Raw genomic sequence first — 17,697 nt, 5'->3', positions numbered from 1 at the left:
CACATCGGGTTATCAGTCTGAATTTACATGCCGTCTGATAAGAGCATGTTGCAGTATGGTGCGAAGAGAGGGACTCGAACCCTCACATCCGTGGGACACTAACACCTGAAGCTAGCGCGTCTACCAATTCCGCCACCTTCGCATCACTGCGGTGGGGGATTCTATAGAGTTTTGGGGGGGCGTCAACAGCCAAAGGGGACTTTTTTCGCTGTTGACGGATAAAGGCGTGCCAAGGGCACAAAACTTCAGCAATCGGCGTCAGACGGTGGCCAGCGCATCCTGATACATCTGTTCATACAGGATGACGGAGTCTGCCCAGTCGAAGCGGGTGTTCATGGCGTGGTGCTGCACACGGGCAAAACGTGCCGGCTCCTGCAGATAATGGAGCAGGCTGCGGCGCATGGCATCGAGCAAGGTGCTGGCAGTGGGATCGTTGAAGCAGAAACCGGTCGCGTGCGTCGGGTCGGCATCCCAGTCCACGACGGTATCTTTCAATCCGCCGACAGCCCTCACCAGGGGCAGGGTGCCATAGGCCAGACTGTACATCTGGTTGAGCCCGCATGGCTCGAACAGAGAAGGCATCAGGAAGAAGTCGGCGCCGGCCTCCACCAGGTGGGCCAGACGGTCGTCATAGGCATTGATGAAGGCAAACTTGTCGGGATGCTGCTGGGCAATGCTTTGCAACTGGGCGGCGAGAGAGGGATCACCGGAGCCAACGATCACTACCTGGACCTGATGCTGCAAGAACTTGTCTAGCGCTGGGATGAGCAGGTGTACTCCTTTCTGCTCGGTCAGTCGACACACCATGCCATAGATGGGGAGGTTGCCAACGGGGAGCCCCGTCTCCTGCTGCAGGATGCGCTTGCAGGTGTGTTTACCATCCAGGTTGTCGGCATCATAGGTGGCGGGCAACAGAGGATCGAAGGCGGGATCCCAGTCCTGATAGTCACAGCCGTTGAGGATGCCACGCAGGTCAGCTGCCCGCTGCTGGAATACGCTGGCCATGCCGTGAGCGCCCAGGTGTGTCAGCAGCTCGCTGGCGTAGTTGGGGCTGACCGCATTGATCTTGTCTGCGTAGAGCACACCGCACTTGAGCAGATTGATGTGACCATAGTCGTAGTTGATGCGCTGCTCGTAGTCGTGGATTTCCGGCACGGCCCAGAACTGCTGGCGATCGAACACGCCCTGAAAGGCCGCGTTGTGAATGCTGATGACCGACCGGGTGCGCTGGAAGAAGGGGTTGTGGGCATGACGGGTTTTCAGCAGCAGCGGCAGCAGACCGGTGTGCCAGTCGTTGCAGTGGGCGATGTCGGGAGCGAAACCCAGCTGTTCGCACGCATGCAGGGCCGCCGCGGCCAGAAAGGCAAAGCGTTCACCGTTGTCGGGATAGGCCTGGTTGTTCTCGGCATAGAGCTGGGGGCGGTCGAAATAGTGCGGGCAATCGAGAAGATAGACGCAAATCCCGTCCAGTTCCAGCTGATGGATGCGATAGCTGATATCACTGCGATCCTGGGGGGTGGGGAGCCAGCGTGAGGCGAGGAGGGTGGCCTCGTCCCGGCGCTTGATGGTCTTGTAGAAGGGCATAATGATGCGCACATCGTGCCCCTGACGGGCGAGATGCTGCGGCAGGGCCTTGGCCACATCTGCCAGGCCCCCGGTCTTCACCAGCCCCTCAACCTCCGAGGCTACAAACAGGATTTTCAGTGGGTTAATAGCCAACTCTTGCTCCCTTAGGTACCACGACGATACCGCCTTCGGATACGGTAAACCGCTCTCTGTCATGGTCCAGATTCTCACCGATCACGGTGCCGGGTGCAATTTCAACGTTTTTGTCGATGATGGCGCGGCGAATGGAGCAACCTTCGCCGATTTTCACATCCCCCAGCAGCACGGATTCACTGATGTGGCTGCAGGGGCCTATGTTGCAGCGAAATCCCAGTATGGATCGCTGGATCTGGCTGCCCTGAATGAAGCAGCCACCGGAGATCAGGGAGTTGGCGATCTTGACCTTGCAGTCGTCGGTATCGATGAAGGTGGCGGGGGGCAGGGGCGGGTAATGGGTGTGCAGCGGCCACTTGCGATTGTAGAGAGAGAAGGGGGCATCATCGGCCACCAGGTCCATGTGCGCCTGCCAGTAAGAGTCGAGCGTCCCCACATCGCGCCAGTAGACGTTGGGCTTCTCGCCCGGGATCACGTTGGTGCTGTAGTCATAGACATAGACGGGGGCACGGGGGAACAGGCTGGGAATGATGTCCTTGCCGAAATCGTGACTGGAGTTCTCCTCGGCGGCATCCCGCTTGAGCTCCCGATAGAGGGCCTCGGTCTCGAAGATGTAGTTGCCCATGGAGACCAGGGCCTGGGTGGGATCCCCGGGTATGTGTTTCGGGTGACGGGGCTTTTCTTCAAAGCCAATCATGCGCCCTTCCTGATCAACCTCGATCACCCCGAAGGCGCTTGCTTCCTCGATGGGCATGCGCAGGGCAGCGACGGTCAGGGCGGCCGCTTTCTGCTTGTGGAAGCTCACCATCTGGCTCACGTCCATCTTGTAGATGTGATCGGAGCCGAAGATGCAGACGTGCTCGGGGTCGGAGATCTCGATGAAGCGCAGGTTCTGGTAAATGGCGTCTGCGGTGCCGTCATACCAGCGTTTGCCCATTCGCATCTGGGCCGGAATGGGGTCGATGAAGCGATCCGTGATGCCGACGATGTTCCAGCCCTTCTTCATGTGCAGATAAAGGGACTGGGACTTGAACTGGGTGAGTACATAGATGCGCAGGAAGTCGGCGTTGACGAAGTTGTTGAGCACGAAGTCGATCAACCGGTAACTGCCGCCAAAGGGTACGGAGGGTTTGCTGCGGGTGGTGGTCAGCGGTTGCAGTCGGGTACCTTCACCGCCTGCCAGTATCATGGTGAGTATGCCTGCCATCGTCGTTCTCTCCCTGAGATCATGATGTTGAAAAGGTTTTCATGTTGCTGCGAAAAAACACCCCTAAAGGGGTGGTAAACGTTTTCTTGGTACCTTAACAGATCCCGTCTGGCACTCTCTACTTGTTTTATTACAACCGTTGCACTTCTTTAAGCTTTGCTCAGATACACCTTGAATTTGGCATCGCCCGCGATCACCTCGGTCTGTTTGAAGTGCGCATCCAGTATAGGCTGGTATCGCAGGAAGGCATTGGCGACTATGGTCAGGGCGCCATTTGCGGTCAGGTACTCAGGTGCCTTTGCCAGGAAGGTTTCGGTGGCGGCGTAGAAGGTCTTGAGCCCGGCATGGAAGGGGGGATTCGAGACAATCTGTTGGAATGTTTCGGCAATGTCGGAATAGACATCGGAGGCATGAACACGTCCGCTCAGACCGTTGACCGCCAGGGTTCGGCGGCTGGACTCCAGTGCCAGGGCATTGATATCCACCATGGTGACAGCCAGGGCCGGGTTGCGCTTGGCCAGCACGGAACCGATGACGCCGGCGCCGCAGCCAAAGTCGAGCAGCTTGCCCGTTACGGGGGGGAGGCTCGCCAGCAGCATCTGGGTGCCGAGATCCAGGCCGTCTGCACTGAAGACCCCAGGCAGGGCCATGACGGTCAGGGTGGTGTCGCCCGCCTGGCACTCATAGCGACTGAACCAGGCGTCCAGCTCGAAGGGGACGACCGGTTTGTCGAGCGTGCCGTGGTAGAGAGAGCAGCGGCGCGCAGAGTCGCGCTTGATCGGTTTCTCGCCATAAGGTGCCAGCAGCTTGTCTGCTCCGTTGATGCCGCCCCGGTTCTCGCCGGCGAGGAACAGGTCGGCCCCGCTTTCGAGCAGCGGCGTCATCATGGCCAGCAGGTATTGCGCCTCGGCCTTGGCCTTGGGCATCAGCAGCAGCAGGGCATCGAATCGGGGGGCGCCACCCAGCTGGTGATCGAACAGGATGGCGTCTCCCAGAACGGCCTGCTGGCTGCGGTAATAGCAGTAATCCGTGGTGAAGACGGTCAGGCTTTGTGCCAGCTCGGCCAGTTGACGAGGATAATCATCCTCCAGGGCACCGCACACCAACAGCCGCTTGCCGACAAAGAGGGCTTGGTTACGTTCCAGCATCTGACTGACGGCACTGACAGGACGGCTCATTGGGTATCTCCACGCATTTTTGGGCGGCCATTATACATGGCCGCTTTCGCCTTGACATTTATGTCGTGTTCCCGAAATATGCCCAGACGCCTTATTTACCCAGAGATGATGCAATGCGGTCATGCGTATCGAAACGAAAGCATAAACACAGCCTGACAATCGGGCCTGCTGGCGTGCGCGCGTAACCTCTCATCCCTGAGACGATTCAAGCCCCGGTAGCGACTCCCGTACCGGGGCTTTTTATTGACCAATCCATCTGTTTAGGAGAAGGAAATCCCATGTTTCAAGGTTCGATAGTTGCCCTGATCACCCCATTTCGACAGGGCCAGCTGGACGAGGCCGCACTGGCTCGCCTGGTGGAGTGGCACATAGAGCAGGGAACCCATGGCATAGTGCCGGTCGGCACGACCGGGGAGAGCCCGACCCTGACCCACGATGAGCATTGCCGCGTGGTGGAGCTGGTGGTCAAGCTGGTGGCCGGGCGCATTCCCGTGATCGCAGGTGCAGGCTCCAACAACCCGGTTGAAGCCATTGAATACACCCGCTATGCCGAGCAGATGGGGGCGGATGCCACCCTGCATGTGGCCGGTTACTACAACCGCCCCAATCAGGAAGGGCTCTACCACCACTTCAAGGCGGTGCACGACGCCACCACCAAACCCATCATCGTCTACAACATTCCGCCCCGCGCCATCGTTGACGTGCAGCCGGCGACCCTGGCCCGTCTGGCCGAGTTGCCGCGCATTGCCGGCGTGAAGGATGCCACCGGTGATCTGGCCCGCCCCTGGGTTGAACGCCAGCTCATCAAGAAGCCGTTTGCCTGGCTCTCCGGTGAAGACGCCACCGCCGTGGCCTACAACATCGGTGGTGGCCAGGGTTGCATCTCGGTGACGGCCAACGTGGCCCCCAAGCTGGTGGCCGAGGTGCAGAACCTGGCGCTGGCCGGTGAGTGGCAAGCTGCCCGCGAATTGCAGGACAAGCTCATTCCGCTGCACCAGGCCATGTTCGCCGAGCCGAGCCCCGCAGGGGCCAAGTATGCGGTCTCCCTGCTGGGTCTGTGCAGCGAAGAGTGCCGTCTGCCGGTGATGCCGCTCTCCGAGGCCACCCGCGAGCGCATCCGCAGTGCCATGCAGGCATTGAATCTGTTGTAAAAACTGGGCTCTGGATCTCGCTTTTGATTGCCCGGTCAATTAATGGCCGGGCTTTGCCGATATACTCGCTTGGATACAACCAAGGATGATTTGGCATGGAAGAATGGGATCCGGAGCACTTCACCAGTTTTGAACATCTCTGTGAAGTGACCTTGTCTGCGGTCAGGGAAAAAACAGAGGCTGAACAGATCTATCTGTGGCTGCGTGCTCCGACGCCCCAGCTCTATCACTATCGCCCGGAACAGGGTCTGCTCTGCCTGAGCGCCGACATCCTCTCTTCCCTCGAGTTGCCCATCCTCTTCATCGAACGTTCCCTTGCGCTCGGCCAGTTGCTGGTGGAGCCCATCGCGCCGACCCGTGCCATCTGGGAGCGGGAGAGCGTAGAACCCGAGATCCCGCGCCTGCGAGCGAGCTTCCCCCTCAAGCGTCACAAAGGGCTGGAGGCTGTGGTCTATCTGGAAACCCGCCGTCGTCTCGATCGCCTGCCAAGACGCCAGCAACAGAGCATCCAGCTGCTCATGCATTATCTCGCCGCCGAGCTCGAGAGTCGGCGACTCGCGGGACAGGTGGATCTGGAGCGGGATCAGCGGCTCCACACCCAGGCAGACCTCGTGCGCAGCCAGGCCCTGCAGGACTCTTTCCTCAGCATGCTGCAGGCGCTGCATCAGGTGGGGGTCAAGCTCTCCCGCTGCGAGAGCGAGGATCGTTTGCTGCACGACGCGGTGGCACTGGCCCGCCAGGAGTTGCAGTTCGATCGCATCGCCATCTTCCTGACTGACAGTGAATTCAAGACCATGCACGGTACCTGGGGTACCAACGAGGCGGGTGAGCTCATCGACGAGCGCCATTTCATCAGCCCCATTCCGGATCACCCCACGGTGCAGGAGGCGCTGCGTCGTAAGGACTATGTCCTGGTGCTGGAGGACACGCCTCTCTATTACGAGAAGCAGGAGGTGGGTCGCGGCTGGAACGCCATGGTGTCGCTCTGGGACGGGAGTACCCCCATCGGCTGGATTGCCGCCGACAACCTGCTCTGGCGGCGCCCCCTCAAGGCGTATCAGAGCGAGATCTTCAAGCAGTATGCCGCCGTGCTCTCCCAGTTGCTGATCCGCCAGCGCACCCAGGAGAAACTTGAGCGCTTCAATCGGGAGCTGGAGCTGAGGGTGCAGGAGCGGACCCGGCAGCTGGCCGATACCAACCGGGCGCTGGAGGAGGCCAACCGGCGCCTCTCCCTGCTGTCTCTGGAAGATCCCCTGACTGGCATCGCCAACCGCCGCCAATGGGACATCACCATGGAGCGGGAGTGGGAGCGGGCTCGCCGCCATCAGGGCGTGCTGGCGGTGCTGATGATCGATGTGGACGAGTTCAAGTCCTACAACGATCACTTCGGCCACGGCAAGGGGGATCAGTGCCTGCAGCGGGTGGCGGCACTGCTGCAGGACACCGAGCGGCGGCGTACCAACCTGGTGGCCCGCTATGGGGGGGAGGAGTTTGTCATCCTGCTGTGTTCACCGCAGCCGGGAGAGGCGGAGCGGCTGGCGGAGCAGATCCACCACGGCCTTGACGCCTTGCAGATTCCCCATCCGGCCTCCCGGGTGGCGGCGACACTCACCGTCAGCATCGGGTTCAGCTATCTGGTCCCGTCATCGGACAAGGAGTGGCAAACCCTGACCGAGCAGGCGGATCAGGCACTCTATCACGCCAAATCACAAGGGCGGGCCTGTACCCTGGCCTATCGCTGACACCTGCGTGGGGGCTGCCTGCCCGGCATCAGATCCATGCTGATCTGTATACGTGCGGGCTCTCAGATCCACGCCGCTCTGTATAAATGAGGTAGCAAGCGTTTCTCGCCATCTGGCGCATGGCGATGCGCCCGCGCTCTGGCTAGAATGGGGGCCCATTTTTCACAGACAGATCCTGCACCATGACCCTATCCGGATTTCAAGGCCTGGTTTTCGACCTCGACGGCACACTGGTGGACTCCATGCCCTTGCACCTGGCCGCCTGGGAGCACACCGCCCGCGAGTTTGGCTTTCGGTTCGACGCCGACTGGTTTTATGAGCTGGGAGGCATGCCCAGCCGCAAGATAGCCCTGCTGGTGGCCGAAGTGCAGCAGATCGCGCTGGATCCCCTGGTGGTGACACGCTGCAAGACCGAACACTATGTCGCCAACCTGCACAAGGCCACCCCCTTCCCGGCCATGCTGGATCTGGTGGAACGCTATCACGGCCGGATCCCCATGGGCATAGGGACAGGTTCCCCCCGCATCAATGCCGAAGCGGTGCTGCGCAACACAGGGCTGGATCGGTATTTCCCCGTGGTGGTCACCGCCGACGACGTGGAGCTGCACAAACCCCATCCAGACACCTTCCTGCTGGTGGCGCGACGCCTGGGGGTCGAGCCCGATCAATGTCTGGTGTTCGAGGACACGGGCATAGGCGCACAGGCCGGTGAAGCGGCCGGCATGCAGATCTGCATGGTCAGAGAGGGAAAACCGGTCGGGTTGACCTACTGAGTGACGAAGACGAGCGGGTCAACAACCGGCTCGGGAGAGAAGCCCCACTCTCATACGGGACAGGCGAAACATGAGAGTGGGGAGCAGATGTCACTGGCTGACGCAGCGACACCGTCAGGATGGGCGGGGGCGAGATTTACTGCTCGCTGCCGCCACCCTGGTTGTCGTCATAACGGCTGGGGGCGCCATGGGGGCGCGGCGCCATGGAAACCCGTGGCTTGCGGGCCCGCTGGATGCTGACGGCAGGACGGCCGGAGTGCATGGCAATGGTGGAAATCTTGGCCTTGTAGACCAGTTGCTGATTGCCATGGGCATCGGTCAACAGCACGCTGTACTGGTCAAAACCGCTGATGGTCCCCTCCAGCTTGATGCCGCTCACCAGGAAGATGGCGACCTGGCTACGGTTTTTGCGCAACCAGTTGAGGGCAGAATCTTGCCCGTTCCCGAGGGAGAAGGCCTGCTCGATAGTGGAGTAGCTTGGGGATTCAGTTGTCATAAATTATTGTCCCGCGGAAAAAAAGTGGCGTTTGATTGTGCTAAATGGGCACTGCCTTGTCAAAGTCATTCTCACACCCGGGCAGGATGGACAACGACAGGGCTGGTCGGCAGGGGCCGCTGCTGCAATAATTGGCGGCTCTGGCCCCGTGGCGGGCCTCATGCTGGGGTCTTATCTTGCATCCGGTTTCACACCAACATCCACCCACCTATACCCATGACGCGACCGCCTGCGAAGAGTGTGACCTGCTGGTGCCGGCCACCGAGCTGGCCGTGGGGGAGACGAGCAGTTGTCCGCGCTGCGGGCATACCCTGACTCGTCATCTGCCGGAGCAGGAGCGCAGGCCCATCGCCTATGGCTTTGCGGCCATCATCATGTTCGTGCTCTCCAACGCCTTTACCTTCATGTCGTTCTCGGCCAAGGGGGTGGGGCAGGAGATGACCTTCCTGCAGTGCATCACCACCCTGGTGGATCAAGGCTACCTGTTCCTCGGGGCCGTGCTGAGCATTACCCTGATCGGGTTGCCGCTGGTCTATATCGGCTCCATCATGCTGGTGCTGTGGCGCCTGGACAAGGATCTGCACAGCAAGGCCCTGCGCTCCCTTGGCCGCCTGCTGTGCCGGATCAAGCCCTGGCTGATGGTGGACGTCTTCCTCATCGGCGTGCTCATCTCTCTGGTCAAGCTGATGGGGATGGCCGACATCAAGATGGGGCTGTCGTTCTGGGCCTTTGTTGGCTACACCCTGCTGCTCATCAAGATGATCTCCTCCCTGGATCGGATGTGGCTGTGGCAGCGGCTGTTCGGTCCGACGGCGGCGAGGGAGCTGGATCCCGAGGAGAGCGCCCTGTCGTGCGGTCTGGTGGGCTGTCACATCTGCGGCGCCCTGAACGAGCAGGATGCCCATAGTTGCGTTCGCTGCGGGGATCACCTGCACAGCCGCAAGCCGGGTGGTCTTAACCGCACCTGGGCCCTGCTGATCACCTCGGTGATCCTCTATGTCCCAGCCAACCTTTATCCCATCATGGACACCGTGTTCTTGGGGGATGACAGCCCCTCGACCATCATGGGCGGGGTGGTGCTGCTGTGGGCCATGGGCTCCTACCCCATTGCCGCCGTCATCTTCTTCGCGAGCGTGGTGGTGCCGCTGGTGAAGATCCTGGCGCTGCTGTGGCTCTGCTACGTGGTGCAGCGCGGCCAGGGGGCATCTCCCCTCGGCAAGCTCAAACTCTATCGCATGACCGAATTTGTGGGGCGCTGGTCGATGATCGACGTCTTCGTGGTGGCCATCCTGGCCGGTCTCATCCGGCTCGACAATCTGATGACCATCTACCCTGGCCCTGCGGCCGTCGCCTTTGCCGGGGTCGTACTGGTCACCATGGTGGCTGCCATGAGTTTCGATTCCCGCCTGATCTGGGATTTACAACAAGGAGAACGCGAACGTGAGTGAGCGTAAGACAAGGTGGAAACCGGGCTCTGATTTCATGAGTTCGGCTGCCGCTATCTGGATGGTGCCCTTGCTGGCGCTCTTCATCGGCGCCTGGATGCTGTTCCAGCACTGGTATTCACAAGGGCCGAGCTTCACCCTGACGGTGGCGACCGCCGAGGGCATAGTGGCGGGCAAGACGGTGATCCGTTCTCGTGAAGTGGAGGTGGGCCGTATCGAGACGGTGGAGCTCAGCGAGGACTATAGCCATGCCGTGCTCAAGGCTCGCCTGACCAATGCCGCCGCCGGCATGCTCAAGAAAGACAGCCAGTTCTGGGTGGTCAAGCCCAGGGTCGGGCGTGAGGGCGTTTCCGGTCTTGGCACCTTGCTCTCCGGTGCCTATATCGAGCTTTCTCCCGGCAAGAAGGGCAGGGCGCGAAGCGAATACGCCATGCTGGACAGGCCGCCCCTGGCATCCCTGGATGCCAGGGGATTGCGGCTCTCCCTGTCCAGCCGGGATGCCAACGCGCTGGGCGCGGGTTCCCCCATCAGCTATCAGGGATTCACCATCGGCCAGGTCGAAGAGGCCAAGTTCCTGCCCGAGAAGAGCGAGATGCAGTACCAGCTCTTCATCAACGCGCCTTATGACGTCCTGGTGAGCAGCAACTCCCGGTTCTGGTTGACGCCCGGCTTCGAGGTCTCCATGAGCAGCGAGGGGATGAAGGTGAAGATGGACTCGCTGGAGAGCCTGATCAACGGCGGCATCACCATGGGGCTGCCTCCCGGCTGGTTGCCGGGGGAACCGGTGAAACAGAACGACGAGTTCGTGCTGTTCAAGGACGAGGAGAGCGTGCTGGCCGGTAGCCTGGATCAGTTCATCGACTATGTCTTCCTGTTCGACAATGATGTGGGCGGGCTGCATCCCGGCGCGGCGGTACAGTATCGCGGCATCCGGGTCGGTACCGTCATCTCGGCTCCCTATCTCATCGACGACAAGGGCGTCCAGCTGTTCAAGAGCCGGCAGATCCCGGTGCTGGCTCGCATCGAGGTGCAGCGTCTCTCCCACCGTTATGCCAATGCGGAGAAGGAGCAGTGGCGGGCCCTGTTCAACAAGCAGTTCAAGGAAGGGTTGAGGGCCAGCCTCAAGACCGCCAGCCTGCTGACGGGGGGCAAGGTGATCGATCTGAACTTCTATCCGGATGCGCCTGTCTATCAGCCGCTCAAGATGGCGGGCTATCAGGTCTTCCCGACCGCCCAGGCCGGGCTGGATCAGATCGAACGCAAGGTGAATCTCATCCTCGACAAGTTCGTCGACATGGACATGGCCACCACCCTCACTCAGGTCAACAGCACCCTGATGACGCTGGACAAGACGCTCAAGCATGTCAGTGCCGTGAGTGCGAATCTGGAGCAGTTTACCGGTCAGCAGTCGACCCAGCAGTTGCCGGCCTCCCTCAACCAGAGCCTCAAGCAGTTGCAGGAGACGTTGCAGACCTATGATGCCGGTTCCCAGACTAATCAGGAACTGCGCCAGTCGGTGCAATCCTTCAACCAGCTGATGAGCGAGTTGCAACCTCTGGTCCATTCACTGAACGAGCAGCCGAGTTCACTGATCTTTGACCGCGCTCGTCCGCGGGATCCCGAGCCCAAGCGAGGAAAATGATGAAAAAACGGATGATGACGCTGGCCTTGCTGGGCCTGCTGGCGGGATGTGGCAGTGCCCCGACGACGCTGCATTACTATTCGCTGGATGCCGACACGGCGCCGTCGAGTGTCACCACGGCGCAGCCGCAGCACCAGTTGGTGCTGCGCCCCGTCGCCCTGTCCGGTCAGCTTGACCGGATGAGCCTGGTCTATCAGCTGGAGGGCAAGGAGCTGCACTTTGCCGAGTACCATCGCTGGGCAGGTTCCCTCGATGCCCAGTTGAACCAATTGACCCTCAATGGCCTCTCCAGCCGCCTGCCTGGCTGGGTGGTGCGTCAGGACGGGGCCCGCAAGGGGCCTGTGCTGAGCATCTCGGTCGAGCGTTTCCAGGGGCGGCACGACGGCCGCGCCCTGCTTAGCGGTCGCTGGCGCCTGCTGACGGAGGAGGGGGTCGTGTTGAGAGATGTTCCCTTCCAGCAGGAGCGGGTGCTGCCTGCCGATGGGTATGGCGCCCTGGTGAACGAGCTGGGGCAGGGCTGGCAACTGTTGCTCGATCAGATTGCGGCGGATGTGCGCACGCGCATCTGAGGAAGCATAAAAAAAGACGGGAGGCCATGGCCTCCCGTTTTGTTTGGGGTCGTCGTTATTGCTGTACTTCCGAGACGCCCTGTACCTTGACCTCTACCCGGCGATCCGGGGCCAGGCAGACGATCAGCTCGCGCTTGGATTTGCTGGTGCAGCTGTCGCCGGTGACGGGAGACTGCTTGCCACGCCCTTCCACATTGACCTTGCCGGCCGGCAGGCCCTTGCCAATCAGGTAATCGGCCACGGTCCGGGCACGCTGCTCGGACAACTTCTGGTTGTAGGCCTCGGAGCCGATGCGGTCGGTATAGCCGATGACGGTGGCCGACCCGTCTTTGGGCCTGGCCTCTTCAATCTGGCTGTAGAGGGTATCCAGGGCCTGCCCGGCCTGGGGCTTGAGGGTGGCCTTGTTGAAGTCAAACAGCACGTCCGAGCTCAGGGTGAACTGCTTGTCGACCATCACGGGCTCGGGCGCGGGGGCGGGAGCTGCGACCGGCAGAGCCGGTGCAACCTGACCGAAGCGATAGACGGCGGCCAGGGAGAGCAGGCCGTTGTCCATGCGCAGGCCGGTATCGTCACGGCTGCCATATGGGGTGCTGTACTGGTATTCGAGGCGGGCTGCCCAATCCAGGCTCAGGGCATACTCCGCACCGAGCGCGCCGACGAAGGTGAAGCGGCTGTCGTTTTCGAGCTGATCGCTGTCGGTCCAGCCATAGCCGCCCCCGACACGGCCGTAAAGGTCCAGATTGTCCGCAACCGGGAACCCCAGTTTCAGCGTGAGCTGGGCCAGCTGGGCTTGCACGGAGTCATTGAAGGCCGCGCCATTGCGGGTGCCGCTGTACTTGAGCTTGCCAAGGTAGTCATAACCGAGTTCGACACCCAGATTCTGGTTGATCTGGTAACCGGCGAAGGCACCGGCGCCGACTTCATCGTCGTCTTTGTCGGTGATGGCGATGGAATTGCTTTCATCGACACCGTAGAAGTTGGACCAACCCAGTTTGGCACCGCCATACCAGGTGTTGTCTTGTCCGGCTGCCTGGGCGTTGGCCGCAAGCAAGCCTGAAACCAGCAAGGTAATCAGTGTTTTGTTCATAGATGCCTCTGCAATCTTGTGTGTGGGGAGCGCGAATTCATGTCGCCTCGCCTCGTGGGTTGGGCCTGTGTTCGACCACAACACGTTTAAACGTAGCTCGCTTTTCTCGATCTACAAGCAACTGATATAAAACATATTGTGATATCCATCTGCATCATAGTGGAGACAGAAGACCGCCGGGGAACCGTGACTCGAATCTGTGATGGGTGTCATATGGATTGCTTACCCTTGTCGGCAAGAGGGCCGGCTAGGCGCCGGCCCTGGCAGGATGGCCTCCGTTATCGAGGGCGGAATTCGTACTCCTGTTCGATGAAGGCGGCAGCCCGCTCGCTCAGGGCGGCGTGTACCACTGTGGTGGGGTGGACCTGGTCCCAGAACATCTTGCCTTCACAGTTCAGCTCGCCCGCACTGCGGCGCGCCATGGGCGTTGCGACGGCCTGAGCCAGCAGAGGGTTGCCGGCGATGGCAAGGCGCTCCTCGGGATTGAAGGGGGCCAGTCGACTGTCGGTGGCGGCGCTGCGGGAGGCAAAGGGCTTCCACACATAGCCGCCGCCATAGCAGGCGTGTTCGGTGTCGCTCAGGCCGAAGTTCTGTGGCTCGCGCAGCATCTCGGCGAACTGCTTGTCGATCTCGAATAATTTCACCATGCCGGTGGGAGCCAACTGGCGTGCCAGATTCAGCAGCAGCTGGTTGTGGTAGGCGGAGACATGGCTGGCTGCCTCGACCACTTTCTGGCTGCGGGCCGAGGGGTTCTGGCCCAGATCCGGCAGGTTGAACAGCAAGATCTGCTTGGCACCGTTCAATACCATGCGGTTGGCCGCATCGCTGATGGCGTCGCGCACCCGCTTGGCATCCTGCTCGGTGTTCCAGCCATAGGCCAGGTAGTCGTTGGCACCGACCCAGAGGATCACCAGATCGTCGGGCTTGAAGCCATCCTTTTGCAGGAACTGGGTCACCTCGTAGTCCAGGTTGTTGATGACCTGATACTTGGGGTTCCAGGAGATCTTGTTGTAGGCCACGGCAGTGGCGCCCCCTTCCGCCTCGTTGGCGATGGCGAGGCCCGGGAAGTGCTGGGTGAGCTGCTCCAGCCAGACCGGGCCGTTGGAGAAGCGGCCCTGATGGTAAGGCGGGCTGGAGGGGAGGTAACCGCGCATCTTGTCGTACATCTTGCCGGTATCGGAGAGGCTGTCGCCGAACATCACGATGCGGGAGAAGGGGGGACGCGTCTCGGCGGCATGGGCCGTGAGGGCGAAGAGACCCAATAAACACAAAAGCCATTTGTTCATGTAGCTGTTCTCATGGATGGGGCAGGGCGGGCCTGCGGGCTGTTCCTCGATGGCGGCGGGCTGGGAACCCGCATGGCCAGGTGAAAAGGTATCCACTCGAATACATTTTTGCAGCATGCCGTGGCCATTTAATCGCTTGCGATCACATCACTCCTCCCTGAATGGGGAGGCTTCACGTTTGTTTCACGCGCCCCCGGGCAAGATGCCCTCATACCGCAAAGACAGGAGCATGAAATGAACAACGCAAAAGCAATCGCCCTGGTGGCCCTGATGTCCGTCTCTTCCTTCGCCATGGCGGCCTACACCGGCCCCAAGGAGCAGAACAAGGTATCGGTCGCCCAGTTGAAAGACGTGGCCGATGATCAGTGGGTGACCCTGGAAGGCAAGCTGGTCAAACACCTGGGTGGCGAAAACTACCTGTTCCGTGACGACAGCGGCGAGGTGGAAGTGGAGGTGGACGGTGACGTGTGGCGCGGTACCGAGGTGGGTCCTGACGATCTGATCCGCGTGCGCGGCGAGGTGGACCACAGCTGGAACAAGACCGAAGTCGAGGTGGAACACCTGGAGAAGGTGGGGGCAGCGCCCCTGAGCAAGGGCGGCTTTATCGCCAAGTAAGCTTTCAGGCCACAGTAAATGAGAAGGGCGCTCCAGGAGCGCCCTTCTTGCATGCCATCAGCCAGCCCGGCTTGCGACGGTTCGCTTGAACCCCTTCTCGGCCTGATTGACCTTGTAGAGATAGCGGCGAGCCTCTGCCTTGGGATGTTGTTCGGTCAGTACCTGATAGACGGCCTCGGGGGAGAGGCGGTTGATCATGCCGGGGGCCGCCTTGCGATCGTTGGAGAAGGTGTTGAGCACCCCTCCCGCACCACCGTTGTAGGCGGAGATCACCGCATAGCGGCGGGACTGGGGATCCTGGATATCCGCCAGATAGACGGTCTGCAGCAGGTGCAGGTAGGCGGTCCCCACATCGATGTTGTAGGCCGGATTGAACAGATCTTCCCTGGTCGGCTGGCCATCCTTGCCCTTGACCCTCACATAGACATCCCGCCCAGCGGTAGCCGGGATCACCTGCATCAGGCCATAGGCGTTGGCGTGGCTGACCGCATAGGGGTTGAAGCTGCTCTCGGTCTTGATCACCGCGTAGATGAGACTCTCGGCGACCCCGTACTTGCGGGAGGCGTCGCGGATGATGCTGGCGTATTTGTAGCCGCGCCTGTCTTCGTGGTTGGCCACCATGGGAATGTCGATGAAGAAGATGTTGCGGATCCCGAGGGTGCGCTTCTTCATCGCGTTGGCGATCAGATAGTCGGCATAACGCTCTGCACGCCAACTGGAGCGGATCGCTTGTCCCTGGTTGTCCAGCACCTGGCCATAGAGGAAGGGCTCGCCACCTGGCATGATCTCACGGTCCGAATAGAGGTCGACCTCTGCCGGATCGTCCGGGGTCAGCAGGGTTTCGATGATGGCGCGACGCAGGTGGGCGCGGGGATCCAGACCCGAGACGGTCTCCACCATGATGTGACCGCTGGAGAAATCGATGTGGGCGCGGCTCTTGTACTGATCCGTGTATTTGACGTAGTCAAACTTGCCCGCGAACAGCGCCTCGCGCCCCCATATCTCGTTCACGTTATGGGAGAGCGCACTGATCATGTGTTCAAAACCGCGCACGTCCTTGCCGTTGACCAGATCATCATCGCCACTCCCGCTGGTCTGGGGTGTGGATGAACAGGCAGAGAGAAACAGCAGGGCGCACAGCAGCCCAAAAAAACGACCCATAAGATCCTCAAACCGGGCGGTGGGGCCGCCCGTCACTGACTGGCCTGAGCCAGGATTGGTGTCACCCTGCGGCATATTGACGACTCAGGGGGACGCTGGCCCTTTGACTCGATTCCCGCTCACTGGCTGGGAGGGGTGTAACCGTCGATCTGGACTTCACCCGCGTCGAACAGATAGCTGACCATCTCTTTTTCCAGCAACTGGCGGTGCTCGAGATTCATCATGTTCAGCTTCTTCTCGTTGATCAGCATGACCTGCTTCTTCTGCCACTCGGTCCAGGCTTCCTTGCTGATGTTGTCGAAGATCCGCTTGCCGAGTTCACCGGGGTAGAGTTGGAAATCGAGACCCGGCGCTTCTTTCTTCAGGCGCAGGCAAAATACGGTACGGCTCATGTTGACCTCTGTGGTTGCAAGTCTGGTTGTAAGTCCGGGTAGGCGAGCAGACGGGCCGTGGCCGCCGCCAATCCCACCTCGGCAGGATGGCGTAAGTTATACCAGAGTCGGGTATCCGCTTCCATGAGCAGGGGGGCGGGCGGAACAGCCATTTCGATCAGCAAAGGGCGGATATCGAGGTGGAAGTGGCTGAAAGTGTGACGAAATCCAGCGAGCTCCTGATAGGCGGCATCCTCCAGCCCCAACTCCCGCAGTCGTCCGGTCACCTCGGTGAGGGATTCCACCTGCGGGAAGCAGTAGAGCCCGCCCCAGATCCCTTGCGGCGGACGCTTCTCCAGCAGCAGCTGATCGCCGTGGCGGATGATCAGCATAATGCCGTTGCGTGCCGGAATGCTCTTCTTCGGCTTGCTGTGAGGGTAAGCGGTGGGGTTGCCCTGCGACAGCCCCTGGCAATCGGCCTGCACCGGGCAGCGCTCGCAGGCGGGCTTGCTGCGGGTGCAGACGGTGGCCCCCATGTCCATCATGGCCTGGTTGTACTGGGCCACCCCGACGCGCGGGGTGAGGCGGGTCGCCAGCTCCCAGAGATCGTGCTCGACCTGCTTCTGGCCCGGCCAGCCCGCCAGCGCCAGCCAGCGGGTGAGTACCCGCTTCACGTTGCCATCCAGGATGGCGTGGGGCTGGCCCAGAGAGAGGGAGAGCACGGCCCCGGCGGTGGAGCGACCGATGCCGGGCAGAGCCATCACCTCTTCCAGTTGTTCCGGAAAGAGGCCGCCGTGCAGATCGCGGATCTGCTGGGCAGCCTTGTGCAGGTTGCGGGCGCGCGCGTAGTAGCCAAGCCCGGTCCAGTGATGCAGCACCTCGTCGATGGGGGCGTTGGCCAGGGCCAGCACGTCGGGGAAGCGGGCCATGAACCGCTCGTAATAGGGGATGACAGTGGCAACCTGGGTCTGTTGCAGCATGATCTCGGAGACCCAGACCCGGTAGGGGGTCTTGTCCTGCTGCCAGGGCAGGGTCTTGCGGCCGTGGATCTGGTACCAGTCCAGAATGCGGGTGGCGAAGGTGGTGTTGTCTGAGTGGCTCACAGTGTGCTCATGTTCTGATGATAAGTCCGCCCGCCATCAGGAGGGCGATCCCCGACCCGGCGCATGGCAAAGGTCGAGTGTAGGTTATTGATTAAAAAGGGGAGCTCTCGGGCTCCCTCAGAATGGGCGGTGACCCTCCCGGGGGAGGGCCA

At 61.0% G+C, this 17,697-nt stretch carries 15 protein-coding genes, 1 tRNA gene and 1 pseudogene; 7 read left to right on the top strand and 10 right to left on the bottom strand.

Translation table 11 applies throughout. The features are described 5' to 3' along the window. Window positions 1–56 precede the first annotated feature (56 nt). The 4 genes and pseudogenes from BN1120_RS03975 to rsmC all read right to left on the bottom strand — a co-directional run bounded on the left by BN1120_RS03975 (window position 57) and on the right by rsmC (window position 4,104). A tRNA-Leu gene (locus tag BN1120_RS03975) sits at window positions 57–142 on the bottom strand. Between the two features lie 116 nt (window positions 143–258). Beyond that, window positions 259–1,719 (bottom strand): glycogen synthase GlgA, encoded by a 1,461-nt coding sequence (gene glgA / locus BN1120_RS03970; protein WP_039040607.1) that lies wholly within the window; start codon window positions 1,717–1,719, stop codon window positions 259–261. Further along, window positions 1,709–2,929: pseudogene (glgC, locus tag BN1120_RS03965) on the bottom strand (glucose-1-phosphate adenylyltransferase); the annotation flags it as partial. The pseudogene glgC and the gene glgA, both read right to left, overlap by 11 nt. A 146-nt stretch (window positions 2,930–3,075) precedes the next feature. Further along, window positions 3,076–4,104, bottom strand: a complete 1,029-nt coding sequence (rsmC, locus tag BN1120_RS03960) for a 16S rRNA (guanine(1207)-N(2))-methyltransferase RsmC (protein ID WP_042014854.1) — start codon at window positions 4,102–4,104, stop codon at window positions 3,076–3,078. A 278-nt stretch (window positions 4,105–4,382) separates the two neighbouring features. Here rsmC and dapA point away from each other — a divergent pair, with 278 nt between their 5' ends. The 3 genes from dapA to BN1120_RS03945 all read left to right on the top strand — a co-directional run bounded on the left by dapA (window position 4,383) and on the right by BN1120_RS03945 (window position 7,770). Then, window positions 4,383–5,255, top strand: coding sequence for a 4-hydroxy-tetrahydrodipicolinate synthase (dapA, locus tag BN1120_RS03955; RefSeq protein WP_039040606.1), 873 nt, complete (start codon window positions 4,383–4,385; stop codon window positions 5,253–5,255). Between the two features lie 95 nt (window positions 5,256–5,350). Beyond that, window positions 5,351–6,997, top strand: a complete 1,647-nt coding sequence (locus BN1120_RS03950) for a sensor domain-containing diguanylate cyclase (protein WP_041211732.1) — start codon at window positions 5,351–5,353, stop codon at window positions 6,995–6,997. Between the two features lie 182 nt (window positions 6,998–7,179). Beyond that, window positions 7,180–7,770, top strand: coding sequence for an HAD family hydrolase (locus tag BN1120_RS03945; RefSeq protein ID WP_042014853.1), 591 nt, complete (start codon window positions 7,180–7,182; stop codon window positions 7,768–7,770). A gap of 136 nt (window positions 7,771–7,906) precedes the next feature. On the opposite strand, the gene hfq is transcribed toward BN1120_RS03945, so the two are convergent. Further along, window positions 7,907–8,266: an RNA chaperone Hfq gene (hfq, locus tag BN1120_RS03940; protein WP_039040603.1), complete on the bottom strand. Its 360-nt coding sequence runs from the start codon at window positions 8,264–8,266 to the stop codon at window positions 7,907–7,909. 176 nt (window positions 8,267–8,442) lie between these two features. Here hfq and BN1120_RS03935 point away from each other — a divergent pair, with 176 nt between their 5' ends. From BN1120_RS03935 to BN1120_RS03925, 3 genes are read left to right on the top strand one after another with little or no spacing between them, the layout of a single operon-like run. Then, entirely contained in the window at window positions 8,443–9,714 is a 1,272-nt protein-coding gene (locus BN1120_RS03935; protein ID WP_041211730.1) for a paraquat-inducible protein A, read from the top strand. Then, on the top strand, window positions 9,707–11,353 hold the full coding sequence (pqiB, locus tag BN1120_RS03930; RefSeq protein ID WP_042014851.1) for an intermembrane transport protein PqiB: 1,647 nt from the start codon (window positions 9,707–9,709) through the stop codon (window positions 11,351–11,353). The genes BN1120_RS03935 and pqiB overlap by 8 nt, the downstream gene beginning before the upstream one ends. Next, window positions 11,353–11,922: a PqiC family protein gene (locus BN1120_RS03925; RefSeq protein WP_039040600.1), complete on the top strand. Its 570-nt coding sequence runs from the start codon at window positions 11,353–11,355 to the stop codon at window positions 11,920–11,922. Before pqiB ends, BN1120_RS03925 begins: the two co-directional genes overlap by 1 nt. 55 nt (window positions 11,923–11,977) lie before the next feature. Here the strand turns inward: BN1120_RS03925 and ompA are convergent, their stop codons facing one another. Next, window positions 11,978–13,009: a porin OmpA gene (ompA, locus tag BN1120_RS03920; protein ID WP_041211729.1), complete on the bottom strand. Its 1,032-nt coding sequence runs from the start codon at window positions 13,007–13,009 to the stop codon at window positions 11,978–11,980. Between the two features lie 278 nt (window positions 13,010–13,287). Beyond that, the gene (locus BN1120_RS03915) at window positions 13,288–14,295 is read right to left on the bottom strand and encodes an SGNH/GDSL hydrolase family protein (protein ID WP_042014855.1); all 1,008 of its coding nucleotides are present in this window, start codon (window positions 14,293–14,295) and stop codon (window positions 13,288–13,290) included. Between the two features lie 234 nt (window positions 14,296–14,529). Here BN1120_RS03915 and BN1120_RS03910 point away from each other — a divergent pair, with 234 nt between their 5' ends. Continuing rightward, entirely contained in the window at window positions 14,530–14,910 is a 381-nt protein-coding gene (locus BN1120_RS03910) for a YgiW/YdeI family stress tolerance OB fold protein (protein ID WP_039040598.1), read from the top strand. Window positions 14,911–14,967: 57 nt separating this feature from the next. On the opposite strand, the gene mltC is transcribed toward BN1120_RS03910, so the two are convergent. The 3 genes from mltC to mutY all read right to left on the bottom strand — a co-directional run bounded on the left by mltC (window position 14,968) and on the right by mutY (window position 17,545). Further along, window positions 14,968–16,071: a membrane-bound lytic murein transglycosylase MltC gene (gene mltC, locus BN1120_RS03905; RefSeq protein ID WP_010675743.1), complete on the bottom strand. Its 1,104-nt coding sequence runs from the start codon at window positions 16,069–16,071 to the stop codon at window positions 14,968–14,970. Between the two features lie 119 nt (window positions 16,072–16,190). Beyond that, window positions 16,191–16,463, bottom strand: a complete 273-nt coding sequence (locus BN1120_RS03900) for an oxidative damage protection protein (protein ID WP_010675742.1) — start codon at window positions 16,461–16,463, stop codon at window positions 16,191–16,193. Then, entirely contained in the window at window positions 16,460–17,545 is a 1,086-nt protein-coding gene (gene mutY / locus BN1120_RS03895) for an A/G-specific adenine glycosylase (protein ID WP_042014850.1), read from the bottom strand. The genes BN1120_RS03900 and mutY overlap by 4 nt, the downstream gene beginning before the upstream one ends. Window positions 17,546–17,697 lie beyond the last annotated feature (152 nt).

Source organism: Aeromonas caviae, from assembly GCF_000819785.1.
GTDB classification, from domain to species: Bacteria; Pseudomonadota; Gammaproteobacteria; order Enterobacterales; family Aeromonadaceae; genus Aeromonas; species Aeromonas caviae.
This window is presented reverse-complemented; position numbering and strand designations above follow the sequence as displayed.